At 57.3% G+C, this 22597-nt stretch carries 23 protein-coding genes and 2 tRNA genes; 15 read left to right on the plus strand and 10 right to left on the minus strand.

Annotation, left to right across the window (positions count from 1 at the left end):
• On the minus strand, positions 1–666 hold the full coding sequence (locus BP38_RS0101355; RefSeq protein ID WP_026986251.1) for an O-methyltransferase: 666 nt from the start codon (positions 664–666) through the stop codon (positions 1–3).
• A gap of 63 nt (positions 667–729) precedes the next feature.
• The gene (locus BP38_RS0101360; protein WP_035723104.1) at positions 730–2352 is read right to left on the minus strand and encodes a peptide chain release factor 3; all 1623 of its coding nucleotides are present in this window, start codon (positions 2350–2352) and stop codon (positions 730–732) included.
• Between the two features lie 135 nt (positions 2353–2487).
• On the opposite strand from BP38_RS0101360, the gene BP38_RS0101370 reads away from it, so the two are divergent.
• The 4 genes from BP38_RS0101370 (at position 2488) to BP38_RS18450 (ending at position 3866) form a co-directional block, all read left to right on the plus strand.
• Positions 2488–2564: transfer RNA gene (locus tag BP38_RS0101370), tRNA-Pro, on the plus strand.
• Positions 2565–2631: 67 nt separating this feature from the next.
• Positions 2632–2937: an ETC complex I subunit gene (locus BP38_RS0101375; RefSeq protein WP_026986253.1), complete on the plus strand. Its 306-nt coding sequence runs from the start codon at positions 2632–2634 to the stop codon at positions 2935–2937.
• 21 nt (positions 2938–2958) lie between these two features.
• Positions 2959–3035 (plus strand) — tRNA-Arg (locus BP38_RS0101380).
• An 81-nt stretch (positions 3036–3116) separates the two neighbouring features.
• Complete coding sequence (locus tag BP38_RS18450) at positions 3117–3866, plus strand: hypothetical protein (protein WP_155992143.1); 750 nt, start codon at positions 3117–3119, stop codon at positions 3864–3866.
• A gap of 20 nt (positions 3867–3886) precedes the next feature.
• Here BP38_RS18450 and BP38_RS0101390 read toward each other — a convergent pair whose 3' ends face one another.
• The 5 genes from BP38_RS0101390 to BP38_RS0101410 form a co-directional block, all read right to left on the minus strand.
• A complete protein-coding gene (locus tag BP38_RS0101390; RefSeq protein ID WP_051608820.1) occupies positions 3887–4339 on the minus strand; it encodes an anti-virulence regulator CigR family protein in 453 nt (150 codons plus the stop codon).
• Between the two features lie 60 nt (positions 4340–4399).
• A complete protein-coding gene (locus BP38_RS22885) occupies positions 4400–4552 on the minus strand; it encodes a hypothetical protein (RefSeq protein ID WP_169737825.1) in 153 nt (50 codons plus the stop codon).
• Positions 4553–4661: 109 nt separating this feature from the next.
• On the minus strand, positions 4662–5891 hold the full coding sequence (locus BP38_RS0101400) for a threonine ammonia-lyase (protein WP_026986255.1): 1230 nt from the start codon (positions 5889–5891) through the stop codon (positions 4662–4664).
• Positions 5892–5916: 25 nt separating this feature from the next.
• Complete coding sequence (locus BP38_RS18455) at positions 5917–8286, minus strand: penicillin acylase family protein (RefSeq protein ID WP_081816378.1); 2370 nt, start codon at positions 8284–8286, stop codon at positions 5917–5919.
• Positions 8287–8308: 22 nt separating this feature from the next.
• A complete protein-coding gene (locus BP38_RS0101410; protein WP_026986256.1) occupies positions 8309–9349 on the minus strand; it encodes a proline racemase family protein in 1041 nt (346 codons plus the stop codon).
• 47 nt (positions 9350–9396) lie between these two features.
• Here BP38_RS0101410 and BP38_RS0101415 point away from each other — a divergent pair, with 47 nt between their 5' ends.
• Together BP38_RS0101415 and BP38_RS0101420 are read left to right on the plus strand one after the other, a co-directional pair.
• Positions 9397–10926 carry a malonyl-CoA decarboxylase gene (locus tag BP38_RS0101415; protein ID WP_245602287.1) on the plus strand — a complete coding sequence of 510 codons (1530 nt, stop codon included), beginning with the start codon at positions 9397–9399 and terminating at the stop codon, positions 10924–10926.
• Positions 10927–11000: 74 nt separating this feature from the next.
• Entirely contained in the window at positions 11001–11798 is a 798-nt protein-coding gene (locus tag BP38_RS0101420; RefSeq protein WP_245602288.1) for an alpha/beta fold hydrolase, read from the plus strand.
• A gap of 25 nt (positions 11799–11823) precedes the next feature.
• Here the strand turns inward: BP38_RS0101420 and BP38_RS0101425 are convergent, their stop codons facing one another.
• A complete protein-coding gene (locus BP38_RS0101425; protein WP_026986259.1) occupies positions 11824–12483 on the minus strand; it encodes an extensin-like domain-containing protein in 660 nt (219 codons plus the stop codon).
• A gap of 141 nt (positions 12484–12624) precedes the next feature.
• On the opposite strand from BP38_RS0101425, the gene BP38_RS0101430 reads away from it, so the two are divergent.
• The 7 genes from BP38_RS0101430 (at position 12625) to BP38_RS18460 (ending at position 17719) form a co-directional block, all read left to right on the plus strand.
• The gene (locus tag BP38_RS0101430; protein ID WP_026986260.1) at positions 12625–13053 is read left to right on the plus strand and encodes a PaaI family thioesterase; all 429 of its coding nucleotides are present in this window, start codon (positions 12625–12627) and stop codon (positions 13051–13053) included.
• 184 nt (positions 13054–13237) lie between these two features.
• On the plus strand, positions 13238–13954 hold the full coding sequence (locus tag BP38_RS0101435; protein WP_035723327.1) for a type 1 glutamine amidotransferase domain-containing protein: 717 nt from the start codon (positions 13238–13240) through the stop codon (positions 13952–13954).
• 218 nt (positions 13955–14172) lie between these two features.
• Entirely contained in the window at positions 14173–14634 is a 462-nt protein-coding gene (gene rplM / locus BP38_RS0101440; RefSeq protein WP_026986262.1) for a 50S ribosomal protein L13, read from the plus strand.
• A gap of 4 nt (positions 14635–14638) precedes the next feature.
• Positions 14639–15124, plus strand: coding sequence for a 30S ribosomal protein S9 (gene rpsI / locus BP38_RS0101445; RefSeq protein ID WP_035723106.1), 486 nt, complete (start codon positions 14639–14641; stop codon positions 15122–15124).
• A 104-nt stretch (positions 15125–15228) separates the two neighbouring features.
• Complete coding sequence (gene argC / locus BP38_RS0101450; RefSeq protein ID WP_026986264.1) at positions 15229–16272, plus strand: N-acetyl-gamma-glutamyl-phosphate reductase; 1044 nt, start codon at positions 15229–15231, stop codon at positions 16270–16272.
• Between the two features lie 32 nt (positions 16273–16304).
• Complete coding sequence (locus tag BP38_RS0101455; protein ID WP_026986265.1) at positions 16305–16847, plus strand: gamma carbonic anhydrase family protein; 543 nt, start codon at positions 16305–16307, stop codon at positions 16845–16847.
• An 80-nt stretch (positions 16848–16927) separates the two neighbouring features.
• The gene (locus BP38_RS18460; protein ID WP_051608828.1) at positions 16928–17719 is read left to right on the plus strand and encodes an Hpt domain-containing protein; all 792 of its coding nucleotides are present in this window, start codon (positions 16928–16930) and stop codon (positions 17717–17719) included.
• A gap of 22 nt (positions 17720–17741) precedes the next feature.
• On the opposite strand, the gene BP38_RS22465 is transcribed toward BP38_RS18460, so the two are convergent.
• Positions 17742–18281 carry a PLC family EF-hand domain-containing protein gene (locus tag BP38_RS22465; RefSeq protein ID WP_155992145.1) on the minus strand — a complete coding sequence of 180 codons (540 nt, stop codon included), beginning with the start codon at positions 18279–18281 and terminating at the stop codon, positions 17742–17744.
• The gene (locus tag BP38_RS0101475) at positions 18265–20073 is read right to left on the minus strand and encodes a PHA/PHB synthase family protein (protein ID WP_026986267.1); all 1809 of its coding nucleotides are present in this window, start codon (positions 20071–20073) and stop codon (positions 18265–18267) included. Before BP38_RS0101475 ends, BP38_RS22465 begins: the two co-directional genes overlap by 17 nt.
• 331 nt (positions 20074–20404) lie before the next feature.
• On the opposite strand from BP38_RS0101475, the gene BP38_RS21575 reads away from it, so the two are divergent.
• Both BP38_RS21575 and BP38_RS0101485 read left to right on the plus strand, forming a co-directional pair.
• Positions 20405–21139 (plus strand): OmpA family protein, encoded by a 735-nt coding sequence (locus BP38_RS21575; protein ID WP_162175100.1) that lies wholly within the window; start codon positions 20405–20407, stop codon positions 21137–21139.
• A 133-nt stretch (positions 21140–21272) separates the two neighbouring features.
• Positions 21273–22565 (plus strand): homoserine dehydrogenase, encoded by a 1293-nt coding sequence (locus tag BP38_RS0101485; RefSeq protein ID WP_026986269.1) that lies wholly within the window; start codon positions 21273–21275, stop codon positions 22563–22565.
• Positions 22566–22597 lie beyond the last annotated feature (32 nt).

Consider the following 22597-nt stretch of genomic DNA (forward strand, 5'->3'; position numbering starts at 1 on the left):
TTATTTCTTGATGGCCAGTGTCAGGCCATCCGCCAGTGGCAGCATGGACAAAGCGACCCTCTGATCTGTCGCAAGTTTTTGATTGAAGTCCTTGAGGGCACTCGTGGAAGCGCTTTCATCGTCTGACGTTCCTGCGACACGACCACTCCAGAGCACATTGTCGGCCATCAGAAGTCCGCCCGGGCGCAGCAGTATCAATGCCTTCTCGTAATACTCTGAATAGTTCTCCTTGTCGGCATCCAGGAAACAGAAATCATAGGAAGCCTTCTGACCATCCTGAAGAAGTTGGTCCAGGGTTTCCAAGGCGGGCGCAAGACGCAGATCCATCTTGTGGCGCAGCCCGGACTTCTCCCAGTACCGTTGGGCGATGGCCGTATACTCCGCACTGACATCACAGCAGACGATCAGACCGTCATCGGGCAAGGCTTCTGCAAAACAAAGAGCGCTATATCCCGTGAAGGTTCCGACCTCCAGGCCACGCCTTGCCTTCATGAGCTGCAACAACAGAGCCATGAATTGACCCTGTTCCGGCATGATCTGCATCTGCGAATCTGGCAGTTCCGCGGTTTCCTCGCGCAGGGCTCGCCTCAACTCTGTTTCTCGCAATGAGACGCTTCTCATGTAGGCAAAGAGTTCAGGCGTGACCTGGATGTGTTCGGTGGACATCTCTGTCTCCTTGAGCTTTTCCTACTACATTCAAGGATTATCGTTACAGCCAGCCCCGGACACTCAAACTGTTCCGTCGCGTGTGGCCAGGAACCGCAAGGCTGGGTTGCTCTCCTGTGCATCCTGAAGGTGCCAGGCATTGCGTGCCATGAATACGAGTTCGCCTTCGTGATCCTCAGCCACGTTTGCACGATTGGAGTCGACGAAACCCTTCAACTCGGCGGGCGTGTCGGCTTCCAGCCAGCGGGCTGTGAAATAGATTGTGGGTTCGAAGATAACCGGGATGTCATATTCGGTGCGTATACGATCCGCCATGACGTCGAACTGAAGTGAACCGACGACTCCGACGATCCAGTCCGCCCCCATCATCGGTTTGAAGACACGTGCCGCCCCTTCCTCGGCGAGTTGCTGCAGGGCACGGCCAAGATGCTTGGCCTTCATGGGGTCCTTTGGACGGACTTTCTGCAGGAGTTCGGGGGCGAAGGCCGGCAAGCCCTTGAAGTGCAGTTCCTCGCCTTCGGTCAGGCTTTCACCAAGATGCAGGTTCCCGTGATTGGGAATGCCGATGACATCGCCGGCCCAAGCCTCTTCCGCCAACTCTCTATCCCGTGCGAGAAACAGCAGGGGGTTATGGATATTCAGGGTTTTTCCGGTACGTACCTGCTTCATCTTGAGGCCACGCTTGAAGTGGCCGGAAGCAAGGCGCACGAAGGCTATTCGGTCGCGATGCTTCGGATCCATGTTCGCCTGGATCTTGAAGACAAAGCCGGACACCTTTGGATCGGAAGGCTGAACCATGCGTTCGGACGCGACCTGCGGCCGTGGGGGCGGGGCCAGGCGCCCCACACCCTCAAGCAGTTCACGAACGCCGAAATTGTTGATGGCGCTTCCAAAGTAGACGGGCGTCTGATGTCCGCCCAGATATTCCTGGAGGTCGAACTCGGGGCAGAGCCCGCGGGCCATTTCAACGCCCTCGCGGAATTCGGCCAAGGTGTCCGCTGGCAGCAGCTCATCCAGCTTCGGGTCGTCGACACCCTTGCAGGATTCGCCCTCGTCCGGTTTTTCCTCCTTGCTGCGCTCGATCAGGATCAGCTGGTCCTTGAACAGGTCATAACAGCCCTTGAAGTGTCGCCCCATGCCGATCGGCCAGCTTGCAGGCGTGACGGACAGAGCCAGCTTTTCCTCGATTTCCTCAAGCAGCTCGAAGGGGTCTCGGCTTTCACGATCCAGCTTGTTGATGAAGGTTATGATGGGAACATTCCGAAGTCGGCAGACTTCGAACAGCTTCAAGGTCTGGGCCTCGATGCCCTTGGCGGCATCCAGCACCATGACGGCGGAATCGACGGCTGTGAGGGTGCGGTAGGTGTCCTCGGAGAAATCTTCGTGGCCCGGGGTATCGAGCAGGTTGAAGGTGTTGTCTCCATAGTCGTAGGTCATCACGGAGGTGCCCACAGAGATACCGCGTTCGCGTTCCACTTTCATCCAGTCGGAGTGCGCGCCGCGCCTCTGTGCGCCACGAGCCTTGACCGCGCCCGCCATCTGGATCGCGCCGCCAAACAGCAGCAGTTTCTCCGTAAGTGTGGTCTTGCCTGCGTCCGGGTGCGAGATGATGGCAAAGGTCCGCCTGCGGTCAATCTCCGGGGGCAGGGGTGTGCCTGTGGTTTGCTCGGTGGCCTGATCGTTCATGATTGTCCTGAAGCTCCTATTGCTTTGGGGGTTTATCCCAAAACGGCTCCGTGGAAAAGGCTGCTGCATCGAGCAAAAGATGAGTCTCGTGCTTGCCAGCCACCTTGCGAACGCATAATTTGCGGCTCATCGGATCGGGGCGTAGCGCAGTCTGGTAGCGCATCTGCTTTGGGAGCAGAGGGTCGCAGGTTCAAATCCTGCCGCCCCGACCAGGTTTCACTCCGCGCAGGGCCGGCTTTGAGTGGCTTTGGCGGAAGCAGGTACAGACGAGGGATAGCGATGCAGGTGCGTATCTATCAGATGCCCAAGACGGCAATGCAGTCCGGTCGTGCACTGACCAAGCGCTGGGTTCTGGAATTCGAGCCACAGGAGTCCTCGTCCATAGAGCCGCTCATGGGATGGAGTTCCTCGCGAGACACGCGCCAGCAGCTGCGAATCTGGTTCGATACGCGCGAAGAAGCCGAAGAGTACGCCCGTGGAAAGGGCTACATGTATACAGTTGACCACCAGCATGAACGTGAGATTCATCCCAAGGCCTATGCGGACAACTTCAAGTACTCTCGCCTGCTGCGCTGGACGCACTGACTTGCCGGAGTGGCTACTGAGGACCCCGTAGCTCAGCTGGATAGAGCAAGTGCCTTCTAAGCACTAGGTCGCAGGTTCAAATCCTGCCGGGGTCACCATTTTTCAGAAGGTCCATACCGGCCGGGTCCTTTGCCGAAAAGCGGATAAATGCAGATGAATTCGGTGGTCTTTTGAATTCGGTGGTCTTTCAATCCTATCGAGATGAGGGGCGACCGGAGTGGATAGAACTCTGCCTTGAAAGCGTGCACTCCTGGGCTGCTCATCAGGGGCATGAATACCGCTTCCTGGGGGATGAGCTGCTCGCACATGTGCCCAGCTGGGTGGTAGGCAAGACAGAGGGGCGGAACCAGATTGTAGCTGATCTGGGACGCCTGATTGTCGCGCGTGAAATCCTGGAAGAGGGTGTCGATCAGGTCATCTGGCTGGATGCTGATACCCTTGTGTTCGAGCCACAAGCGCTCCGTCTCGAAATTTCCGCTGACAGTCCTGGCTATGCCTTTGGACGTGAAGTCTGGATACAGGAAAGAACCTCAGGTGGCCTGAAAGCCTACCGCAATGTTCACAACGCCGTCTGTTTGTTTCAGCGTGACAATCCTTTCCTGGATTTCTACATCCACGCCTGTCTGCTGATCATGGAGCGGGTCGCAGGCGGCGTGCCTCCACAGATCCTTGGCCCTAAGTTCCTGACTGCCCAGTACAATATCCTGGGCTTTCCGCTTCTTGAGCCTGTCGGCGCCTTCAGTCCTGCGGTGTTGCAGGATATTCTGATTGGCGGAAGGACAGCTCTCAACCTGCTCGTTGATGCAAGCCCATCCATTCCGCTGGCTGCCAATCTCTGTGCATCTCTACGTCGAAGCGATCAGGAGATGCGGCTTGTCTGTGAAAGGCTGCTTGCCCAAGGCACCAGCTTGTTATCCGGAAGTGCCTAGAGGGTCTATCCATCCATCAGTTAGAGGGCACCTCTCAGGATATCGACAATGACCCCTGTTGCGGCCTTAACCAGAAGCACGTCATTGCCGGCGATGATGCGGTCATAGCCATGCCGTCCCGGCAGGCGGCCCTGAAGGTCACCAGGCAGTGCCTTTTTCGCTATTCCGGGCGGTAGGGGTTTCCCACGCGCCAGGTTCTTGGCGATCCCGGGTGGCAGTGACGAAGTCTGATATTGATGGGTGCCGAAATACTCCTGAATCAGGGAAATCTCGACAGCAGAGAAGGCTGCATCGATCAGCCTGTCCCCTGCATCGCCACCGTCATGTGCCGAGCGTTCCTGCTTGGCACCGGCACCCTTGCCCGTCGGTGGCCCCTTGCCTTGGCTATTACCTTGTGCAGCGACAGGAGCAGCGGACATGGTAATGGCCAGGACAGCGGCCATCAGGGTTGGTAGGTAGAACTTTGTCATCATGACACTCTCCTGCAGCTTGTTCCGAAAGCTGTCACATACCTGCCGTAAAGCTGTTTGCTCTCAGCTCTTGTCAGGACGGGTGGGTGAAATCGGGTCACTGGCTGGAAAGCTCTCGTCGAGGGCTTCGTCCAGATCCTCCTCTTCATCTTCTTCCTTCGGATCCTCGTTCTCGTTCGCGGGTTCCTTGGGTTTTTTGTCCTTGTCCAGGCTCATGAGTTCTCTCCCTTGGCCGGCTAGAATTGGCTTCCACATCATATATGGGAGTGCGATGGCATTTCACCAACGGCCCCATAAAGGATACGATTGAGGTGGGGCAGTCCAATTAGAAGCCCCCGTCCACCGAGCGTGTCGAAAGTGCGCGTCCCTCGAATCCGGCAGTTTTCAGTGCGGAAATGATTTCCTGCACATGATCGATGTTGCGGGTCTCAACGACCACATCTACGTCCGCTCGCTTGGCCGGTACATCGGCAAAGAGCCTCTGGTGATAGACCTCGATGATATTGCCGCCAGCCGCACCTATGATTTCGGACAAGCGGGCCAGTTGACCTGGCTGGTCAACAATCTCTATGCGCAGGCGAACGACACGCCCATCGCGGATGAGGCCTCTTGCAAGCACGCCGGAGAGCAGGCGTACGTCAATATTACCGCCACAGATGATTGATGTGACCCTGCGTCCGCGGAAGCGTTCGGGATAGGCAAAAAGGGCAGCAACTCCAGCTGCCCCGGCGCCCTCGGCAACGATCTTCTGTCGCTCCACCAGGTAATGGACGGCGGTTTCCAGGGAGGCTTCATCGACAAGAAGAATATCCGAGACCAGTTCGTCGATGATGCTGCGGGTCAGTTTGCCCGGCGACTTGACCGCTATGCCATCCGCCAGGGTTGTTCCGCCCGAAGAGGGGGGGAGGTCATGCAGGGCCTGGTACATGGAAGGAAACAGTTCGGTCTCGACTCCGATAATCTCGACGGTGGGATTAATCGCCTTGATGGCCGAGGCAATTCCGGAGATGAGCCCGCCCCCGCCAATAGGGACCACGACACAGTCCGCGTCACGAAGGTCCGTCATCAGCTCCAGACCAATCGTGCCCTGGCCCGCGATAATGAAGGGATCGTCGTAAGGATGGACGATCGCCAGATTCTCGGCTTCGGCGATTTCACGTGCTGCCTGGGCCGAAGCGTCGATGGTTTCGCCTGTCTGGACAACCTTGGCCCCATAGGAACGTGTGCGTTCAACTTTCGAAAAGGGGGCGAATTCGGGCATCACGATGGTGGCCGGGATGCCCAGTCTCTTGGCATGATAGGCAACGCCCTGGGCGTGATTGCCGGCTGACATGGCAATAACGCCATAACGACTCTGTCCAGGCTCGAGATTCAACAGCTTCCAACAGGCACCGCGATCCTTGAAGGATCCTGTATATTGCAGGTTCTCCAGTTTCAAATGCAGGTCGCAACCGAGTGTTTCACTCAAGCGGGCAGCCGGCACCACCGGAGTGCGGACGATTTCCCCGGAAATGCCCTCGGCAGCCTTTTCGATCTCCTGGAGGGTGAGGGCCATGTCATGTCCTTCCTTTGGGGGCTCTTCATTCAGTCGACTGTGGAGTAAGCCGCAACACGTCGGCCTGATCTAACTCCGGTGCGACAAGTTTGACATACTGCCCGTCGCGCCAGGGTTCAGCAAAGTTGCTGAACAGGGGGGACAGGGGGTTTCCACTCTGGCCGGTAGCAACCATGAAGCGGGAATTGTCCAGGTTCTCCAGGTCAAAAACCGTACGCAGACCGGGACCATGGACGTGCCGGAACAGGCCGTCTTCATTTGTGCTGGGGGTTCCTCGATTGACGGTGAAATCACCGCCATCCGTGGGCAGGTCGATGCTGGCCAGGCGATTCAACAGTGGCAGGCGCCCATAAAGGGGATGATTCATTCGGGTGCGATGATACGCCCCCCAGGTTTTTTCCCTCAGATCTTCAGGTTCCTCGATCTGAAGAAGGGTCAAAGCCGCTGTAAGACTGTCTTTCAGGATTGTCTTACAGGATTCGTCGAGAGCGCGGCACCAGTCTCGGTCTTCCTTGAGGACGGTTTTGACTGCGCGCGGATTCCAGCCCCGCATTTCCTGGAAATGCGGAGCTAGCGGGGCTTCAAACAATTGGTCCTGAAGTGTCTTCAACCAGGCCTGGAACAACAGGGGCTCGGCGGCGTTCCTGGACATCTTGCCGTCCCAAGCGGCCAGCAGTTTCCTGGAGCTTTCCAGGAGTTTGTTATCCGGCTCGAAATCCAGCATCAGCGGCAGCAGGTCCAAGGCCATAAGCGAGTAGCTGTCGTTCTGCAGGTCGATCATCTCCTGCAAGCCGTGGCGGCTGTTCCGCGAGAGCTGATTCGTAATTCGATTGGCTCGGTACGGTTCGGGCCACTCTGTGGCCAGTTGATACGGGTAATCCGGGCCGGCAATCCGGTTATTTGCGTTAAGCAGCTGTCCTGAGTTCGGGTTGCGTGCGTGAGGCAACTCTTCGAAAGGGATGAATCCTGTCCAGATTTCTTCGCGATCCCGGCCAATAACGGGCCGGCTGCCATCATAGCCATTCCGTATCGGAACCAGGCCCGGTGTGTAAAAGCCTATGGTTCCTGAGCGGTCGGCATAGAAGATGTTTTGCTGCGGTCCCACGAAGCGGCGCATTGCGGCTTCGAAATCGGACCAGGAGGCGGCACGATTGAGCCGAACGAGCGAATCGGCGGTCGTATCGTCCTCTCGCAGAACGGGCCAGGCCAGGCTTGCAACGGTGTCCTGGTCAACGCCGGGTATCGTGGTGCTGCGCGCAACATCGGAAACCACCGGACCAAAGCGGCTCTGACGTACATGCAGTTCAATATCCTCCCCGAAGCGTACAGGAATGGTTTCCTGCCGCACCTCGAAGGATCGAGAGCCATTCGGGGTTTGGTAGGCCCCCGGATCTTCTGGATCCAGTGTTTCCAGAACCAGATCCTGGGTGTCGCTGTGTGTCGTGGTGATGCCCCAGGCCGCCTGCCCATTGTGACCGATCACCACCAGCGGCACCCCTGGCGCCGTTGCCCCGGCAAGGATTTCCTCTGGGGTTTCAATACGTGCCAGGAACCAGGTGCCGGGGGCCTGCAGTCCGAGATGAGGGTCATTGGCCAGGAAGGGGCGGCCCGTATCGGTCCGCTCTCCGGACAGCGCCCAGACATTGCTGGCGCCGCGATAGGCCTGGATGGCTTCCGGGAGGGCTTCGAGCAGCAGGCTGTGTGTTTGATGCTTTTTGCTGTCGGCCGCATCGAGGGTGGAGGGACTGTCGGATGGCAGGTCCGGGAAGACTGTGCGCATCTGCGCGGGCGAAAGCACCGCATCAAGCCGCGCATTACGCAATTCCTGGCGCCAGTTTCCGGAAAGCTGGATTGCCATAAGCTTTCCCCAGAGTACTGAATCCGATGGTTCCCATGGCTCGGGGTCGATGCCCAGCACGGCCAATTTCAAAGGCAGAGGGGTAGTGCTCTGTTGGAGGAAAGCATTCACACCATCGGCATAAGCCTGCAGCAGTGAAAGTGTCTCCGGTTCAAGGTGTGCGATGGCCTTGTCGGACTGCTGTCCGAAACCGAGCGTGCGCATAAGGCGGTCACTCGCCATGCCGGCCTTGCCGATGACTTCGGACAGCTTGCCTCTGCCAAGGCGTCTCATGAACTCCATCTGGGTCAGACGCTCCTGGGCATGGACGAACCCCAAGCCATAGGCGCCATCTTCCAGATTATCCGCCCGGATTGTCACCAACCCTTTGGAATCGCGCAGGATGTCGACCGGGGCAGAGAGTTCGGCTGTTTCCATCTCCCCCGTCCTGTCGGGCAGGGAAGCATACATCCAGGCGCCGCCCAGTGTTGCGGCCAGAACGAGGGTCGCCGCCAATCCGCAAAAGAGATACAGCAACCAGCGAAACAGTCGAGTCATGCAAGGAGTCCGAGTGTCAGGATCAGGGCATTCGATACCAAGTGTCTGTCAGTGCGTAGCCCTCTGGAAAGGGGTCTTCCGGGTCGAGGCCATAGTGATGTAGGCCCGTTATCCAGGCGCGCCCCTTCAGACTCGGCACGACGGCAACTGTACCATCTTCAAGTTCGCTTACGGCCTCAATGCGGCAAAGGAATCTTGTATCCAGGATGGAACGGGACACGAAACTCTCGCCCGCGCGGATCTCCCCGCGCGCCGAAAGTGCGGCCAGACGGGCAGATGTGCCGGTGCCACAGGGTGAACGGTCCAGCTTTCCTGGTGAAATGACGACCGTGTTTCGGCCCTCGCAGATACCATCTTTGTTGCGTGTGACAGGTTCCGTGAACTGAACGAAGGTTATGTCGCGTATGGCGGGGTTCTCGGGATGGGACACTGGGTGTTGGGCGATGGCAGCCGCCTTGATGGCTTCGCCAATCTCGACCAGTTTCCTTGCATTCTCGCGGGTGAGCTCCAGACCCAGGCTGGCAGCATCCACGATGGCAAAGAAGGCACCACCATAAGCAATATCAAGCTTGACTGAACCGATTCCGGGAACTTCACAGGTAACATCAAGCCTGGCCACAAAGCTGGGAATGTTGGTGGTTCGTACACTTCTGCATTTGCCGTCACTGCATTCCGCCTCGACCGCAATAACTCCAACGGGCGTATCCAGTTTCATATGAGTCACGGGTTCCTGCATGGAGACCATGCCGGTTTCCAGCAGGACTGTCGCGACGCAGATGGAATTCGAACCGGACATGGGGGGATAGTCCGTGGGTTCCATGATGATGAATCCAGCCTGCGCACCTGGACTGCGTGGCGGGAGCAGCAGGTTGCAATGAACGAATACGCCGCCGCGTGGTTCATGGATCAGGAAGCGCCTGAGCTCGTCACCATGATTTTCCAGATAGGTCTTTTGCTCGAAAAGCGTGTTCCCAGGTGGCGGAAGTACGCCACCGGTGATCACACGCCCGACTTCGCCCTCTGCATGACAGCCGACAACCGAAATGCTGCGCGCCCATTTCATTGAAATTCCTTCCCCGGCAGGTCCCATGGCTGGCGCACAGGACGGAGTTGTTTGCCTTGCAGGCAAGACAGGACTTTTGGAGCTTGTTCCAACGGATTACATATCAGTCTGTTAGGGCTATGTCAGGCATGCAAGAGGGAGTTGAGCTTATGGCCAGACCCGGCAGCAGCACGTCGTTTTTCGAGCGGGCCTGGGAGCGTCTGTCGCGCAACTGGAAAGAGATCGCCTTCTCCGGAACGAAGGGTGTGAACCTGGATCTCGCGAAGGGCGGAAAGTCCGATCTCAACCATCTGAAGAAGAACCTGAAGGCATGTCTCGAGGCACGTGGAGGCGAGGTTTCGGCGCGTGCGCAGGCGGCAGAACTGGGGCGCCTGTATCTTCATCAGGATGCGGCGGGACGTGAAACCTTCCTGAAGACATTGGCACAGGATTTTGGCCCCAGGCATGAGGCTGTTCAGGCTGCGCTGGAAAATCTTCAGGCCAGTCCTGAAGGCAGCAAGGGTTACTATGCGGCCGAACGAGAACTGATAAACGCCCTCACTCCCGACAGCATAAGAGTTTTAAAACTTTTCAGTAGCTTACCGAATGGTGTCAAGTTCCTGGTAGATCTCAGGGCAGACCTGCTGACCCTGAGTGAGCAGGAGCCTGCGACCGAGGCGTTGAGCGCTCATTTGAAGGACCTGCTGTCATCCTGGTTCGATCCAGGCATTCTGGACTTGGAGCGTATCACCTGGAAGTCCAGTGCGGCCCTGCTTGAAAAGCTTATCGCCTACGAAGCGGTGCACGAGATTCGCTCCTGGGACGACCTGCGGAACCGCCTGGACTCGGATCGGCGTTGCTATGCACTGTTTCATCCCAGAATGCCGGAAGAGCCCTTGGCTTTTGTGGAGGTCGCACTGGGAGATGGTTATGCCGGCAGCATTCAGCACTTGCTCGATGAAGCGGCGCCTGCCTTCGATACAGCCAAGGCCGATACGGCGATCTTCTACTCAATATCCAATACACAAAAGGGGTTGCAGGGGATTGCTTTCGGCGAGTACCTGATAAAGCTGGTCGTTCAGAGGCTCAAATCCGAGATGCCTCAGGTGCGGCGCTATGCAACTCTCTCCCCCGTTCCGGGCCTGGTGCCCTGGCTCAAGACCCTGACGGATGAGCGGATTGCATCGTTTCTGTCAACGGATCACCGTAAAGTCTTGTGTGAAATGAGCAATACGGACACGACAGTGTCTGCCCTTCAGGAACTGACCAGGCAGCCAGAGGGCTTACTGGTTTCAGAGGTTTCAGAGCGTTTGAAGGAGCCGTTGCTGACGCTTGCGGCCTGTTATTTCCAGGAAAAGAGGGATGATGGGCAGCCGATTGACCCTGTGGCGCGGTTCCATCTGCGGAATGGAGCTCGGTTGGAGCGAATCAATTGGTTGGGGGACAGCTCCTCACGTGGTCTGAAGCAGTCCCTGGGTATAATGGTCAATTACGGATACCGCCCAGACGAACTGGATCGGAACCATGAAGCCTATATGAAGGATGGACGAATTGCCCTGGCATCCGAAGTGAAGACACTCCTTAAAAAAGCACGGTAAGATTCTGCATGGAAAGCAATCAAACATATGAAGTCTGCTGGATTCAGGGGCTGTCTCCTCAGGGCTTTCATCGCATGGCTTACTATCAGAGGCTTTCCCGTACCAGCAGCCGCATGGTCGTTTGCGTCCATGGGCTGACACGGACAGGACGCGATTTTGACCCGCTTGCCGAAGCCCTCCTTGGGGAAGGGTGGTCCTCTGTCTGTCCCGATGTGGTCGGTCGTGGCAGGAGTGATTGGCTGGTCGAACCCTCCAACTACTCGATGATGCAATACCTCTCGGACATGGTTGCCCTACTTGCGCGCCTGAACCATTCAGAAGTCGACTGGATTGGCACGTCCATGGGGGGCATATTGGGCATGCTGCTGGCCGCTCAGCCAGGCACACCCATCCGCCGACTTGTGCTCAACGACATCGGCCCATTCATTCCGGCTCAGGCGCTGGGCGGGATTGCCGAGTACTTGGGACATGTCGGCCCCTGGCCTGACATGGTCTCAGTCGAGCGGCATTTGCGCCAGGTGCATGCTGGTTTCGGATTTCTGAGCGATGATCAGTGGCGCCACCTTGCCGAGGTCTCGACACGTCAAGGCTCGGACGGGCAATACTACCTTCACTACGACCCCTCCATTGCCGAGCCTTTCGGGCAGGAAACAGGACAGGATATCGATCTCTGGGACCAGTGGGCGCATATTACCTGTCCGACACTGGTGTTGCGTGGAGCCGAGTCCAGCTTGTTGACGCCGGATACGCTGGACCGCATGCAAACAACCGGGCCAAATGCGACCTCGATGAATATTCCCCAGTGTGGCCATGCCCCATCTCTCATGCAGGCAGAACAGATACAGCCCGTCCTCGATTGGCTGCGGGATTGAGAGCGATTACGAAGCTTGACCGGTTCTACCGGCAAAACCTCCAGCGCCCCATGTCGAAGTGGAAATGATCGTGGTGGTGGCGGTCCCCATCAGGCCCTATCACACCCTGGAACAGCTGGCAGGCGCCCTGGTGCACTTCACGCAGGAATGCCTCCTTGCTTCCGCCCGCATTCCAGTCTTCCCGGACGGTGATGGATCGGCCATCCTGTAGGCGGAAGCCTGCAATGTCTATGGCATTGGCCAGGGCATGTTCGCTGCGCGAGCCGGCCTGGCGGTTGTTCCGGTTTCGGCAGGCATAGGTTCCCCAATGGTCTATTCTGCTCACCGGCTGGTCAAAGTGGCGTTCTGCTGCAGGCTGCAGAATCTTTTCTTCGAAAACAGAGAATGTTGCCGCCAGTTGGCAGGTGGACCTGAACTCCTTGTTCAAGCTGATCGAGGTGCGCTCGACCTCAACCCCATTGGATATTCCACAGCCACCCTGAAGAGGGCGATGCTCCAGAAGCCTGCCTTCCAGATGACTGAGGGAAAAGGCCGCCCTGCAGACCTCTGTATTACGCGCCAATTCCGCAATCGTCACGCCGTTGAAGCGTTCAGTGCTGACGGGCGGCATATCGCGCGCAGGGTCACGTTGCGGACCGGCACAGGATGCCAACACCAGTGCGCTCAGAATTGCCAGATGCCGCAACTGAAGCCGTGTACCCAGGAGACCCTCCTAAAAAGATCGCTCTGACGGTGGTTTTTGAAGAACCAGGATAAATCTGCTTTCTTCGAAGGAGTCGGGGCAAGCTGGAATGCTTGGATCAATCCAGAAGAAGCGGGGGTACTCATGAGCCAGGGCAAGGTTACACTGGAAGAAGTCGACGAGATCTCTGCCGGTTTGAGCTGGGTCACCCAGCTGGGCCTGAAGGTCGAAGAGGTGGGGTCAGGCCATGCACGCCTGCGCATGCCTGGATCCGAAGATCTTTTGAGACCTGGCGGCACCATCAGTGGACCTTCCATGATGACCCTGGCCGATTATGCCATGTATATTGCCGTCCTGGGGGCCATCGGACGGGTGGAATTGGCCGTGACAACGAACCTCAATATCAATTTTCTGCGCAAACCCGAGGTCGGGGATGTCCTGGCGGACTGCCTTTTGCTGAAATGCGGCAAGCGGCTCGCCTATGGGGAAGTAATCCTGACCAGCGCAGCGCTAGGGCCGGACGAGGTTGTCGCTCACTGCACGGCCACCTATTCGATCCCACCCCAGCGGTGAACACGACTCTGCTGTATCTCTATCCTGGCCAAGCTTATTACATGCCGGCCTGTGATGCTTTTATGCCAATCTTGCCTGTAGCTGTTGGCTCTGTCGATGTTGGGGCCCACCTCTATTCATGAAGGAATTACCAGACAGGACCAGCCATAGGCGGCTGGTCCGCCGAATGTGAATGGAGCGAATGATGAGCGAAAGCAAGAAGGTACTCTTTGTCGTAACTTCAAATGACAAGTTAGGGAATACGGGCAAGCCCACCGGCTTTCATTTCGAGGAACTTTCGACACCCTATTACCTACTGCAGGATGCTGGATACGAGGTCGAAATCGCTTCGATCCAGGGTGGCAAGGCTCCGGTTGATCCGGGAAGCCAAAAGGAGAGGGGGCAAAATGCCGCCTCTGTCGAGCGCTTTCTGGATGACCAGACCGCGATGACTAAAATTGAAAAGACCCAGGCGATCGGGGATGTCGAAGCTTCCGATTATGCGGCCATCTACCTGCCGGGCGGACATGGCACGATGTGGGATCTGCCCGACAACGAAACCTTGGGGCGTCTTCTAGCAAAAAGCTTTGAACAGGGTCATGTGGTGGCTTCGATATGCCATGGGGCGGCCGGCTTGCTGGCGGCCAGGCTCTCGGATGGCTCTGCCTTGGTGAAGGGCCGAGAGGTCAACTGCTTTACCGATGCGGAAGAGCGTGCTGTTGAGTTGGACAAGGTCGTCCCCTTCCTGCTGGAAAGTCGCTTGCGCGAGCAGGGCGCTAACTTCCGAGGTGCGGATAATTTCAAGCCGATTGTCGTGCAGGATGCAAACCTTCTGACGGGACAGAACCCGCCATCGGCTGAGCCTCTGGGACGCCAACTGGTGGACATGTTGAACGCGGCTCGCAGCCAGGCGGCTGAATAACCCCCGGATATGGCTTTTATTTTCCACTGATCCTGTCATGGGACTGGCAGGATCAGTGGTGTGAGGGTTGGGGTATTATAGTACCACCACCCTAACCTTCATGTTTTTAAAACGTTTTTGGAATTGACAAAGTTCGTGTGTGCACTTAGAAGCCGCGTTCACAAGACAGGTGTTGCCTGTCGAATGATTTTCCATTCAGTCCATCAATGAAGGCTGCCATGAAGACCTACTCCGCCAAACCGGCCGAGGTCGAAAAGAAGTGGTTTGTGATCGACGCTGAAGACATTGTCCTGGGACGGCTTGCAAGCCGTGTGGCCAACATTCTTCGCGGCAAGCACAAGGCGATCTACACACCACACGTCGACACCGGCGACCATGTTATCGTTATCAATGCCGAAAAGGTGAAACTTACCGGCAGGAAATACAGTGACCGCCGCTTCTATTGGCATACGGGCCATCCGGGCGGGATCAAGGATCGCACGATGGGAGAGACCCTGGAAGGGCGCTTCCCGGAGCGGGTGATCTACAAGGCGGTCGAGCGCATGGTTCCAAGCGGGCCGCTTGGTCGCGAGCAGCTGCGCAAGCTGCGTGTCTATGCCGGGAACGAGCATCCTCATGAGGCCCAGCAGCCGGAAGTGCTCGACATCGCGGCAATGAACTCCAAGAACAAGAGGGTCTGATCCCATGGCTGAAGAAACCCAGACCTTGACCTCACTGGATGAACTGAGCGAAGGCGGTCCTGTAGCCGTGGAAGAGGTTCAGGCCGAGCCGAAGATCGATGCGCAGGGTCGCTCCTATGCCACCGGCCGCCGCAAGAATGCGATTGCCCGTGTCTGGATCAAGCCGGGCACCGGCAAGATCACGGTGAACAAGCGCCCTGTGGAAACCTATTTTGCGCGTCCGGTCCTGCGCATGCTTTTGAACCAGCCTTTCCAGGTGACGGATCGCCTGGGGCAGTTCGATGTGATCTGCACCGTTGTTGGCGGAGGCCTCTCCGGCCAGGCAGGTGCCGTGCGTCACGGCATTTCCCGGGCGCTGACCTATTACGAACCGGGGCTGCGCAGCATCCTGAAGCAGGGTGGCTTCCTGACCCGTGACAGTCGTGAGGTCGAGCGCAAGAAGTACGGTCGTGCCAAGGCACGCCGCAGCTTCCAGTTCTCCAAGCGCTGAGGCCGTCCCGTTCCGGCTGCTGCCGGAAAACAAGCGGAACACGAAAGGGCGGCCCCAAGTGGCCGCCCTTTTTCATTCACAGAATTGAGCAGGACCATCATATCATGAGGGATATTGTTCGTGCCGGCATCCTGGGCGCCAGTGGCTATACCGGTGCCGACCTGGTTCGCCTACTGTCCACACATACGGGCGTTTCCATTGACCTGATGACAGCAAATTCCCATGCCGGGAAACCCATGGCCGAAGTCTACCCCCACCTGGGCGGGTTGGACTTGCCGGATCTGGTCAAGTGGGAGGATGCCGACTGGAGCAATCTGGATGTGGTCTTCTGTGGCCTGCCGCACGGCACGACCCAGGACATCATTGCCACCCTTCCCGACAAGGTGAAGGTGATCGATCTTTCCGCCGATTTCCGATTGAGGAATCCCGAAACCTATGCCGAATGGTACGGTCATGAACACCGTGCGCCACATCTTCAGGATTCGGCCATTTATGGCCTGAGTGAACTGAATCGCGAAGCCATCCATCGGGCACGGCTGGTTGCCTGTCCGGGGTGCTATCCGACCGCGGTGCTGCTGGCCCTGGTTCCTCTGGCGCAGAAGCGTGCCATACGTTCCGAGGACCTGATCGTCGATGCCAAGTCCGGTGCGACCGGGGCCGGTCGTGCCGTCAAGGAGGCCACCCTGTTTTGCGAAGTGGCAGAGGGATTGCATCCCTACAGCGTGTCCAGTCATCGCCACTCACCTGAAATCGAACAGGAAGTGGGGGCCGCATTCGGCCAGGCTGTAAACGTGAACTTCACCCCACATCTCGTTCCGATGAACCGGGGTGAATTGGTCACCTGTTATGTGAAGCTGGAAGAAGGGCTGGAGGTTTCCGACCTGCGGACAGCCTTGAATGAACAGTATCGCGATGAACCCTTCGTTCGCGTCCTTCCGGAGGGTGCAGTGCCGGCGACGCGTCATGTGCGGGGTTCCAACTTCTGCCTGATTGGCGTTTTTGCGGACCGCATTCCGGGGCGTGCCATTGTCATTGCCACGATCGACAATCTGGTGAAGGGTTCCAGTGGCCAGGCAATCCAGAACATGAACCTGATGTTTGGCTTGCCGGAGACTATGGGCCTGGAACAGCAGCCCCTGTTTCCCTGAGCCGTTTTGCTGAGAAAAGGATGGAGTGATCAATGGCGACCATTATCCCTTACAGAGGCATGACGCCCCGTATCGATCCCGATGCCTTCGTCGCAGAGACTGCTGTTATCATAGGGGATGTCGAAATCGGCCCCGGTTCTTCTATTTGGTATGGCTGTGTCCTGCGGGGCGACGTCAATGCCATTCGCGTTGGGCGCAACACGAATGTGCAGGACGGCACGATCGTTCACTGCAATCACGATCCGAAGGGCGATTACAGGGAAACCGGAGGCGGCATGCCGACCCATATCGGCGACAACATCACCATCGGTCACATGGCCCTGATCCATGCATGCAAGCTGGAGAATGACTGTTTCATCGGCATGCGCTCGGTTGTCATGGATGATGCCGTGGTGGAAAGCCACGCCATGGTCGCTGCCGGTGCCGTCGTGACACCGGGAAAACGCGTTCCAGCCAACGAGCTGTGGGCTGGGACGCCAGCCAAGCTCCAGCGCCAACTGCGCCCGGAGGAACTGGATTACTTCGGCCGTTCAGCCGATCAGTATGCCAAGCTTGCCGCCAGTTACCGCAGTTGAATCTGTTCGTACGTTAACCGATTGCAAAGACTTGGCGCCTTAGAATTGACCTGACAGAAAGATCCAACCGGGTGTCAGGTATGACAGAGGTCAAGGAACGTACCGCAAGGACGATCGCAGCCGAGGGAATGGCTGCGCACAAGAGCGAGTTTCTGGCCGACGGGCTGGACGCGATTACGGCCATCGTTCGCCAAATCGGCCAGGTGAATGGCGGCGAGGGCTCCCTGCGGTCCGTTCTCGAGCGTGCTCACCGTCTTTCGCTGGACTTGAAGGGTGGTGCTGGCAGCATGAACCTTTCGTTGCTGGGTATCGCTGCACATCGCCTGGAAGATTACCTGGAAGCTGTGGACGAGCCCTACGAGCGGCATCTAAACGACATCGAGATCTACCTGGATGTCCTCACTGAACTCTTGGAAAAGCAGGGCGTGGGCGGGGAAAGTGCGGCGCATCTGGTTCGCCGACTTCCACCAAGGCGCGGTTTCGATGCCCAAGACATGGCCGTTTGCGAAATCGAGGTGCTGCTTGTGATGGATCGTGGAGTGGTGCGGCGCATGATCGAGCGTGAGATCGCCGAATGTGGTTACCGGGTCACAGCCGTATCAACGCCATTCGAGGCACTGGAGATGATTGTCCGGACCCAGCCCGATCTGGTGATCCTCTCGGCTGTTCTGGCCGATCTTTCAGGTGTCGACCTGGCGGCTGGCCTGAAAGCCATGCCGCAGACACGTAATACTGGATTGGCATTGATCACTTCCTATGATCGTGAGCATGGCAGCCTGCAGTACCTGCCGCCAACAGTACCAATAATCCGCAAGGGCAATTCCTTTGCGGACGACCTGACAACAGCACTCAGTGACCAGTTCATAATCTGAGCCGTTTTCAGCGTTTCATGACTTACGGAGCTCCCAGGCTTCCCACCAGGGACCCAAAGGGGCCGAGCCTTTCCCCTATGGCTTGCCAGTCCGTAGCCTGCTTGTCTGCCAGGATTTCGGGAAGAGGCCGTTGATCGACCTTGATATCGGCCAACAGCTCGTCGCGCGTGATCGTCCCGCTGTCATCTTCGTCATACCCCTGAATCAAGTCATCCAGTTCAAGAGAGTTGGCAATGGAGCGCGCAATGGACAGCTTTGTCCTGTCCTTTCCAGACAGGCTGTCCGACCTCCAGTCCGCCCAGGCATTCATGTCGGAACGCAGAGCTTCCAGTTCCTTCCGGTCCAGCTGGTCATCCCCATTCCTGTCAGCATACGCCCAGCCATGATCTATGCATTCTTTGGCAGGCGCCTCCTCACAGAGCCATCCGCCCGTTTCAACCATTTGATCGAAAGCGACCGGATCATCAGCAAACGCGAAGAGGGGCGGGAGCGCGGCCAGGGCGAATGCCGCACTGGCCGTCAGGAGCCGCTTTCGCAGTAAAGGGTTAGTTTGCCTTGACACGAACATAGGATCCTGGCGCCTCCTCTATGGGCTTGAGCTTTCCATCGCCTGGTTTCCGTGCTGGGGTCTTCTTGGGCCCGCTCTTGCGCGCGATCCACTTGTACCATTCCGGCCACCAGGACCCCGGATGTTCCTCGGCATTCTTCAGCCAGGTATCCGGGTTCTTGGGATGTCGACTGTTGGTCCAATAACAGTACTTCCCTGAAGACGGCGGATTTATGACGCCGGCAATATGTCCCGAAGCGGCCAGCACGAACTTGACGGGCCCCTTGGCAAGCTGGGTCAGGGCGTAGGTCCCCTTCCAGGGGGCAATGTGGTCCTCTTTCGCGGACAGCATGAAGCTGGGCGTTTCAATCTTGCGCAGGTCTATGGGAACGCCCTTCAGGGTAATACCCCCGGGCTCGATCAGCTTGTTCTCCTGGTACATGCGCCGCAGATAGAAGGAATGCATGGCTGCGGGCATGCGTGTCGAATCACTGTTCCAGTACAGTAGATCAAAGGGGAAGGGATCCTTGCCCAGCAGGTAATTGTTGACGACGAACGACCAGATCAGATCATTGGCGCGCAGCATGTTGAAGGTGGTCGCCATTGCGGAGCCTTCCAGATAGCCCTGCTTCTCCATCTTCTCTTCCAGCGCGCTCAACTGGACCTCGTCGATGAATACCCCCAGTTCGCCGGCCTCGGAAAAGTCGGTCATGGCCGTGAAAAAGGTTGCCGATTTGATCTGTGAGGGGTCCGGTCCAGGATCCTGCGGCTTCTTTGCATGAAGATAGGCAAGGGCGGACGCAAGCATGGTGCCCCCCAGGCAATAGCCGATGACATTGACTTCTTGCTCGTCAGTTTCCTGCGTAACCGCATCAAAAGCCTCGAAGAACCCCTGGCTCATGTAGTCCTCGAAGCTCTTCTGGGCTAGGCTTTCGTCCGGATTGACCCAAGAGATGACAAAGACGGTCAGTCCTTGTTCCGTGGCCCACTTCACGAAGGAATTCTTCTCGCGCAGATCCAGAATGTAGTACTTGTTGATCCAGGGCGGAATGATCAGGAGGGGCACCTTGTGGACGGTCTCGGTCGCCGGCTCGTATTGGATCAGCTGCATCAATTCGTTCTGGTAGACGACCTTCCCGGGGGTGATGGCGATGTTATCCCCCACTTCGAAGGCATCGTGATCTGTCATGCTGATCTTACCGCGTTCCAGGTCGTCCAGCAGGTTCTGCAGTCCGTTCACCAGGTTCTCGCCACCACTTTCCAGGGTGGCGCGTAGCACCTGGGGATTGGTCATCAGGAAGTTGCTAGGTGCCAGGGCATCGACAAACTGCTTTGTATAGAAATCGACTTTCTGTGCTGTCTTGTCGTCGAGTCCATCGACTTCACGGACCTGTTCCTGCATCCAGCGTGCTGTCAGCAGGTACGACTGCTTGATGAAATCGAAAAGCTGGTTGTCTTCCCATGCTTCGTCCTTGAAGCGTCTGTCTCCTTGCTCGGGAGACACCAGCGGCTCGGATTCCTGGCCCATCATTCTCTGGGCCGTGACATGCCATAACTGCATGTATTGCTGCCAGAGTTCCATCTGTGCTTCGACAATCTTGGCAGGATTCGACATCATCTGCGCCGTCATGTCGAAGAAGGCTTGGCCAATGTTCAGAGGATCGATCTGGGTATTTGGCGCCTGTTCTGCCTGCCGTTGCAGGAAATCGTTCACCAGTTTGCTGCTGCGTTCGGCAATCTCTGCCATGTTTTTATTCATCTCAACCGGATCGGGTAGCTTGACCTGATCGTCCGACTGTTCGGTCATGCTGTGGCCTCCTAAGATCGTTATCGGAATCCCTGAGCCATAAATGTGTATGAAGCGGCGCCAAGGCCAGGGATGATTTTTTCGACTTACCTTGCTCTTACCTGTCCATCAGGGTAACAAATTCTGCAGGTTATGTAGGCGCCCGCAAAGAACAGGAGCTGACATGCGTCAAGATAGTGCAGATTCCCTGACGCAGGGCCTTTCGGGCAGGACGCCGGTGAAGCTTTCCAAGGCGTTTCTCCGCAAGCTGCCTCTATTTGCAAGTCTACCGCTTCTTGTTTCCTGTAACAGTCTTGAACCCACGTACAATGAGTTCTTCGGAGAAGAGCCCATGCCGGAACGGGTTCAGGTCGATGAACAGGATATTGAAGGTGGTAGCATTCCAAACCTGTCGACAGTTCCCATGGAACGTCCCGCACCAACACCTGTGGAGGAGCGTGAACGTTTGAGGCGCAGCCTGCAGGAGGATCACAGCCGTTCCAACCTGCGGCAGGAGGAGCCTGCCGAGGCGTTGGATGCCCCCAATGGGGGGGCGGCTGATGGAGAGGACCGGACATCACTGCTGAATGAAACATCGCGCAGCTACTTGGCTATCGAAACAGACCATGAAGAGCCTGTGTTTACGGGTGTGCAGCTGGCCCAGATCACGATCAACGAGGATGTGATCTCAGACAGTCGACAGACGGATAACCGGACCTATACGACCGGTAATATGGAACTGGCCGGTGTGATCTACTTCAGGCATGGCTCGAATGCCCTGGACAGCAGGGATCATGACATCATTACGAAGATAGCGCGTGTCGCGGAGCGCGAGGGAGCAAGTGTCCAGGTTGTCGGTCATGCCTCAGCACATACCCCGACCATGGATCAGGAGCGTTTCGAACGCGTCAACCAGGTCATGTCGCGACAACGTGCCGAAGCTGTGGTTGAGGCCTTGCGGCGGGCAGGGCTAGAAGAGGCTCAGGTCCAGATGGAGGCGCGTGGTGTGGGCGACCGCATTTATGCGGAATTCATGCCGACCGGAGAAGCCGGTAACAGAAGGGTGGAGATTTTCCTTCTGTATTGAGAAAAAAGGCGGAATATCGCCTTCTGGCGGAAATGGGTGCTGGATGTGCTCCCTGCCGGTGGTCGGGGGGCACCGGTGGGTTGTTGCGCCAGAATCAGATGATTGATGAATATAGAGCGCGAAAGTGGGTATTGTGACAACATCACTTAAACTCGGTATTGCTGGTCTGGGGACTGTCGGCAGCGGTGTCGTCCGACTGATTGAAGAGAATGGTTCGCTTCTGGCAGAGCGAACGGGACGTCCCCTGGTGGTTTCCGCAGTCTCAGCGCGGGATCGGCGCAAGGACCGCGGCCTCAATCTTGAAGGCGTGCGCTGGTATGATGATCCGCTTGCCATGGCGGCTGATGCGGAACTGGATATCATTGTCGAACTAATTGGCGGTTCCGATGGTGTGGCGCTTGACCTAGTAAAAACAGCGCTGGAGCACGGAAAGTCGGTGGTGACAGCGAACAAGGCCATGATGGCTCATCATGGAACCGATCTGGCCCGGCTGGCTGAGAGCAGGCAAGTGGCTCTTTCCTATGAAGCGGCGGTGGCTGGTGGAATACCTGCGATCAAGGTCTTGCGGGAGGGCTTGGCGGCAAATCAGTTTGTTCGGATTCACGGTATCCTGAACGGCACTTGCAACTACATTCTCAGCACCATGCGGGATACGGGACGTGAGTTCGGTGAAGTGCTGGCGGAGGCCCAGAAACTCGGATACGCCGAGGCCGATCCCAGCTTTGACGTGGACGGTGTGGATGCGGCACACAAACTGGCCCTGCTGACCGCCTTGGCTTTCGGGACAGAGGTGGATTTCGATTCCATTCAAATGGAAGGGATACGCAACATATCCTCCATGGATATTGCCTATGCCGAGGAGCTTGGCTATCGCATCAAGCTTTTGGGCATGGCGCGGCGCAAGAATGGCCAGGTCGAACAGCGTGTCCATCCCTGCATGGTGCCTCTGGACAATCCTCTGTCGCGGGTTGACGGTGTCTTTAATGCCGTATTGGCACAGGGAGATTTCTCTGGACCCATCATGATCGAGGGAGCCGGCGCCGGTGAAAACCCTACTGCTTCGGCTGTCGTGGCAGATCTGATGGACATCGCCCGTGGATTGCGGCTGCCTCCTTTCGCGGTTCCGGCGGACAAGCTTGAGCGCGCCCAGCCTCTGGAAAGTGATGCACACTTTGGCGCCTACTTCCTGCGCTTGCTGGTGGTCGACAGGCCCGGTGTGATTGCGGACATTGCCACAGCCTTGCGTGACGAGGAGATATCGGTGGAAGCGCTTCTACAGCGTGGTCGCGCGCCAGGCGAGGCTGTCCCCTTGGTTATCGTCACGCATGAAACGGGAGAGGCTCAGGTCTTGCGCGCCCTGCGCCGTATTGAAGAGTTGGACAGCTGCCTTCAGGAACCGCGCTTTATCCGTATTGAAAACAGTTGATGACGTCAGAATAAAGCTAGAACCCGGGGGAT

The sequence above is a fragment of the Fodinicurvata fenggangensis DSM 21160 genome (genome assembly GCF_000686045.1).
Classification (GTDB): Bacteria; Pseudomonadota; Alphaproteobacteria; order Kiloniellales; family DSM-21159; genus Fodinicurvata; species Fodinicurvata fenggangensis.

Excerpts from the sequence above, each read along its gene's own strand:
- rpsI (WP_035723106.1), top strand. The coding sequence starts at position 14,639 with ATGGCTGAAGAAACCCAGACCTTGACCTCACTGGATGAACTGAGCGAA.
- BP38_RS0101355 (WP_026986251.1), bottom strand. The coding sequence starts at position 666 with ATGTCCACCGAACACATCCAGGTCACGCCTGAACTCTTTGCCTACATG.
- BP38_RS0101400 (WP_026986255.1), bottom strand. The coding sequence starts at position 5,891 with ATGGCCCTCACCCTCCAGGAGATCGAAAAGGCTGCCGAGGGCATTTCC.
- BP38_RS0101375 (WP_026986253.1), top strand. The coding sequence starts at position 2,632 with ATGCAGGTGCGTATCTATCAGATGCCCAAGACGGCAATGCAGTCCGGT.
- BP38_RS0101435 (WP_035723327.1), top strand. The coding sequence starts at position 13,238 with ATGAGCGAAAGCAAGAAGGTACTCTTTGTCGTAACTTCAAATGACAAG.
- BP38_RS0101410 (WP_026986256.1), bottom strand. The coding sequence starts at position 9,349 with ATGAAATGGGCGCGCAGCATTTCGGTTGTCGGCTGTCATGCAGAGGGC.
- rplM (WP_026986262.1), top strand. The coding sequence starts at position 14,173 with ATGAAGACCTACTCCGCCAAACCGGCCGAGGTCGAAAAGAAGTGGTTT.
- BP38_RS18460 (WP_051608828.1), top strand. The coding sequence starts at position 16,928 with ATGACAGAGGTCAAGGAACGTACCGCAAGGACGATCGCAGCCGAGGGA.
- BP38_RS22885 (WP_169737825.1), bottom strand. The coding sequence starts at position 4,552 with ATGAGCCTGGACAAGGACAAAAAACCCAAGGAACCCGCGAACGAGAAC.
- BP38_RS0101455 (WP_026986265.1), top strand. The coding sequence starts at position 16,305 with ATGGCGACCATTATCCCTTACAGAGGCATGACGCCCCGTATCGATCCC.
- BP38_RS21575 (WP_162175100.1), top strand. The coding sequence starts at position 20,405 with ATGCCGGAACGGGTTCAGGTCGATGAACAGGATATTGAAGGTGGTAGC.
- BP38_RS0101420 (WP_245602288.1), top strand. The coding sequence starts at position 11,001 with ATGGCTTACTATCAGAGGCTTTCCCGTACCAGCAGCCGCATGGTCGTT.
- BP38_RS0101475 (WP_026986267.1), bottom strand. The coding sequence starts at position 20,073 with ATGACCGAACAGTCGGACGATCAGGTCAAGCTACCCGATCCGGTTGAG.
- BP38_RS0101360 (WP_035723104.1), bottom strand. The coding sequence starts at position 2,352 with ATGAACGATCAGGCCACCGAGCAAACCACAGGCACACCCCTGCCCCCG.
- BP38_RS0101430 (WP_026986260.1), top strand. The coding sequence starts at position 12,625 with ATGAGCCAGGGCAAGGTTACACTGGAAGAAGTCGACGAGATCTCTGCC.
- BP38_RS0101390 (WP_051608820.1), bottom strand. The coding sequence starts at position 4,339 with ATGATGACAAAGTTCTACCTACCAACCCTGATGGCCGCTGTCCTGGCC.
- BP38_RS18455 (WP_081816378.1), bottom strand. The coding sequence starts at position 8,286 with ATGACTCGACTGTTTCGCTGGTTGCTGTATCTCTTTTGCGGATTGGCG.
- argC (WP_026986264.1), top strand. The coding sequence starts at position 15,229 with ATGAGGGATATTGTTCGTGCCGGCATCCTGGGCGCCAGTGGCTATACC.